The 876-nt window shown below is 46.3% G+C and carries 1 protein-coding gene and 1 pseudogene; one reads left to right on the top strand and one right to left on the bottom strand.

Annotated elements, in window-relative coordinates; genetic code table 11:
* Window positions 1-410: aminotransferase class I/II-fold pyridoxal phosphate-dependent enzyme (locus ACYVTD_RS14330; RefSeq protein ID WP_461248396.1), on the top strand; the 410-nt coding region annotated here is incomplete at its 5' end.
* A gap of 28 nt (window positions 411-438) precedes the next feature.
* On the opposite strand, the pseudogene ACYVTD_RS14325 reads toward ACYVTD_RS14330, so the two are convergent.
* Window positions 439-876 (bottom strand): annotated as a pseudogene (locus ACYVTD_RS14325) (bifunctional aspartate kinase/homoserine dehydrogenase I); the annotation flags it as partial.

The following is an 876-nucleotide window of genomic DNA, read 5'->3' as shown; positions in this document are numbered from 1 at the left end:
GTTATAACGAGTCTATAGTTGTAACTTCCTATTCAAAAAGCCTGTCTCTTCCCGGCGAGCGTATCGGCTTTATTGCTGTAAACCCAGCAATAAACGGCAAGGACGATCTTCTTAACGGATTAATTTACGCTACAAGGGTGCTTGGTTTTGTAAACGCCCCCGCACTAATGCAAAGAATAGTCGCCTCTCTTACAGACGCGCGTGTTGACGTTTCAATTTACGAGCGAAGGCGGGACGCTTTTATGAAAGTGTTGAATAACGCCGGTATTGAATATTCCACTCCGCAGGGGGCATTCTATCTTTTCTGCAAAGTCCCGAAAAGCAAAACAGGCAAAGAAGCCGATGACAAAGCGTTTGTAGAACATCTTAAAAAACATCTGGTTTTAGGAGTGCCGGGAAGCAGTTTTTAATATTTTGAGCGATAGCCATAAATGCCTCCTATACCAAAGTTCTTGCGGTACGCAGAATGTCGGCGAACACTCCGGTCGCCGTAACTTGAGCGCCCGCTCCCGGTCCCTTGATAACCATTGGAAGTTTTGAATAACGGTTTGTAGTAATAACTACAATATTATCGCTGTCCACTAACGAGCGGAAGGGGCTGCCCTGTTCTTCGGCGCGGAAAGAAAGTTTTGCCTTTCCTTCTTCTATTACGGCGACATAACGCAGTTGTTTACCTTCCGCCGCCGCCTGAGCGCGCCGTTTTTCAAAATCAGCGTCGGCTTTTTTCAGCTCTCGGAAAAAAGCGTCGATATTTCTGGCGCTAAAGCAAGCCTTGGGCAAAATAGGATCGATTTTTACGTTTTTAAACTCAAGGTTTAGCCCGCATTCCCTGGCAAGGATTAAAACTTTACGCGCCGCGTCCATTGCGTTAAGGTC

The organism is Treponema sp. R6D11 (assembly GCF_054786075.1).
This window is presented reverse-complemented; position numbering and strand designations above follow the sequence as displayed.